We start from the raw sequence: 3,063 nt of genomic DNA on the forward strand, positions 1-3,063 counted from the left end.
TTTTTGAGCTTTGCGATAGCGAAGTGGACTCACTCCACTTTCAAAGCACCTAAAGGTACATTGAAAGTTCATGAGTAAGGGGAATCCTCCCCTTAACCCCTGACAACCTTTCAGGTTGTATAAAGCATTTTCTTGATTCGATAGATTCTATTTTCTAAACCCACGATACTTTTTTGAAGCCGTTCGCTATATGCTTTTTTTTGAAGATCAGAAAATTCTTTTAGTTCATTTTCGAGCTGAGAGATTTTGTCTTGTAGCAAAATCTCTTTCTCAAATTTTGTTATCTCTTTTTCAATCATTCTTTGAATCCGGCTTTTTCTAAAATTGGATAAAGCTCTCTGAATTTTTCAGGTTGTAAAAGCATGTCGGCGATGCGAATAGCAAATTGTTGGTAGCTTTCTGTACCTTGTGAGTATTTCCCCATTTCGGGCATTTCAGACATTTTGTTAGCGAATAAATGCCGTTGAGCATCGGTCATTTTGATAAAAAAGTCAGGTGTGTTTGGATCTCTGTTAGTTTCTATTTTTTTTGCTTGTTGCTTCTGCTTAAATCTGAATGAAAAGCCTGTAATTGTCCGCCCTTTTTTATGCTGTTCATACGTCACAGTAATGTCTGTGTGTTCATTGATCTGCTTAATAGACGGCTCTAATACACGGCTTTTAAAGTTGTTCATTGCTGTGTATTCATTACTAGCTATGCCTAATCTATTTCTAAATTCTGATAGTTCAAGCTCAGGGACTTTGCCTGTAGTTCGCCAAGCAATAAGAAGTTCATATAAACGGATAGCGTACTTACTTGTAAGCTGTGCTATTTGCTTGATTTGATAACTTGTGAAGTGTTCTTCAAGTCTAGTGATTAATGGTACAACGTCAGGCGCAAAAGTGATTTCAAGTATTGCTGCGTCATCAATGTATTTAATTCTGCTAACCCATCGTGACCGTACAATGCCAGTGCCTTTTTTTGTTTCTTCTCTAAATGAAAATTGACGCTCAAATAAATTATTTACAGCACTTTTTAGTGCCTCATAAGCTGTTTCTTTTGCAACACTGAACTGAATTGCATAGTCACTAGCATGTATTTCTAATTTGCTATCTGACGTAATCCCTTGCCCTGTTTCTCTTGCACTAATGATTGCTAGAAGTATTAAGCGCTGTTCTGTTACTTCTAAATTATAGCTGGCATTCATTAACGCATTATCTTTCACTACTAACCCATTTTTCATATTAGTTATTTCATACAATCATGTATTAAAAGATACATTATATGACTATGTACCTTAATGCAAGGAATCTGTATCTTTATAGCAAGGAATCTGTATCTTTATAGCAAGGAATCTGTATCTTTATAGCAAGGAATCTGTATCTTTATAAGCTCTGAAACATATGTATAGCAATGCTTTCAGGCTATCTAAAAGCATTTAAAAGCATTTAAAAACATTAAAAGCCCAAAAAAGGCAAAATCAAAGGCTATGGCACTCGCGTTGCTCGTGTCGTTTCAAGAGCAAAATCAAAGTCAAAAGCATAGATAATGCATTCGCTATGCTCATGCTTTTTTAAGAGCAAAAGCATCAATACTTCGCTCGTAGACACTCGCTAACAAGTCTCTCCAGAAGCAAAAAAGAGCAAAAGCAGTTTTTCAGAGGGGGAATAGGCGAATTTTCATTGTGTCGCTCGTAGACACTCGCTAAATGCTCATCATTTGCGTTCTAAGAGCATTTTTTTATTTCAATTATACTTTTATGCATAAAAGGCCAAACAGGGCTAAAACCCCCGTTTTTTTGCGTTTAAACGGGTATTATGAGGGTGAGTAGTCGTTATTATTGCCATTATCAGGTTTTTTAGGCTCATTTTTCCGCTGATTTTCTAATTCTTGACGTCTTAAAAGTGCTAAACGTTCTTTTTCTTGCCTTTCTTGCTCAACCAGTTGTTTTTTTTGCTCTTGCTCTAAGTGTAATTGATTGCGAAGTTCACGTTGTTGGTTAAATCTTTCTTGTTCTTCCTGTCTTTTTAGGAATCTATGATGCTCAAGTGCTGAATCAAAATTATCTTTTAATTTAGCAACTTGCTTATTAAATTCTTTCTCAAGATTTGGATGATTATATTCGTTGATTATATCCAAATAGGGTTTTGCTCGTTTCTGTACTTCATCAAGCGTTTTTCTAGTGTTTAACAGTTCTTTTTTTAATTTTTTTGTTTGACTAGCCAATAAATTAGCATTGTCGAATCGAGGTGCAATTTGATCAATTATCTGAGCAGCCACAGCTTCTGCGACTCTCTCACCGTAAACATTTTTAGATTCAAAAAACTCAGGTTCAGGCACTTCATAGGTGAGTCCTTTTTCAATACCTGGTTCATTCTCATAATTGTTCAATTTTTCATAATATTCTTGAATAGACGTATGTTTTGCTTTGCTCCCCTGTACCCCGCGATCTAATCCTAAATCCTTTACTTCAACTGCAAAATCAGTCTGCATCTGTGAAAGTGTATGTCGAGATCCACCAATAAATTTTTTAGCATTTAAACGTCCCGTTTCTTCGTCAACGGGAACAACATACGCAACTAAATGTGGAGTTGTTTCATCTCTATGAATCGTTGTACTGACCACATTTTTTTTACCATATTTGCTTTCAAGCCATTTCCTTGACTGTTCAAAAAATGCAGTTTCTTTTTCAGTTCCCCAGCCGTCCCATTCTGGTGATGCAGTCACAAGATGTTCAATACACAAAACCGCATCTTTTCTTCGCTTCTCAGGAATTCGGTCCCTGATTGCGGACATACATTTTTCGTTTGTATCTAGCGTATGTTCATTCAAATGAGTACGAGCATCATCTGCATTTAACGTTTCTCGATTGCGATAATTATGCGAAAGACTACCGCCAACGTCTGCAAACGATTTCAATTTTTGAATACGCAAAATAGCAAATGACATTTGATAAATCCGATACCGAAAAAACACACGATAGCAGAGGTTTTTGAGCTTTGCGATAGCGAAGTGGACTCACTCCACTTTCAAAGCACCTAAAGGTACATTGAAAGTTCATGAGTAAGGGGAATCCTCCCCTTA

3 protein-coding genes are annotated in these 3,063 nt (G+C 36.3%); all 3 read right to left on the bottom strand.

Going from position 1 to position 3,063, the window contains the following annotated elements:
• Nucleotides 1-110: 110 nt before the first annotated feature.
• Entirely contained in the window at nt 111-299 is a 189-nt protein-coding gene (locus ABZ920_RS30435) for a hypothetical protein (RefSeq protein WP_121774292.1), read from the bottom strand.
• Nucleotides 296-1,222, bottom strand: coding sequence for a replication initiation protein RepM (gene repM, locus ABZ920_RS30440; protein WP_121774293.1), 927 nt, complete (start codon nt 1,220-1,222; stop codon nt 296-298). The genes ABZ920_RS30435 and repM overlap by 4 nt, the downstream gene beginning before the upstream one ends.
• Nucleotides 1,223-1,794: 572 nt before the next feature.
• Nucleotides 1,795-2,928 carry a MobV family relaxase gene (mobV, locus tag ABZ920_RS30445; protein WP_121774291.1) on the bottom strand — a complete coding sequence of 378 codons (1,134 nt, stop codon included), beginning with the start codon at nt 2,926-2,928 and terminating at the stop codon, nt 1,795-1,797.
• Nucleotides 2,929-3,063 lie beyond the last annotated feature (135 nt).

It is taken from the genome of Streptomyces sp. NPDC046831 (assembly GCF_040645305.1).
GTDB lineage: Bacteria > Actinomycetota > Actinomycetes > Streptomycetales > Streptomycetaceae > Streptomyces.

What these genes read in the sequence shown, in the direction of transcription:
- ABZ920_RS30435 (WP_121774292.1), bottom strand. Translation starts at nt 299, where the DNA reads ATGATTGAAAAAGAGATAACAAAATTTGAGAAAGAGATTTTGCTACAA.
- repM (WP_121774293.1), bottom strand. Translation starts at nt 1,222, where the DNA reads ATGAAAAATGGGTTAGTAGTGAAAGATAATGCGTTAATGAATGCCAGC.
- mobV (WP_121774291.1), bottom strand. Translation starts at nt 2,928, where the DNA reads ATGTCATTTGCTATTTTGCGTATTCAAAAATTGAAATCGTTTGCAGAC.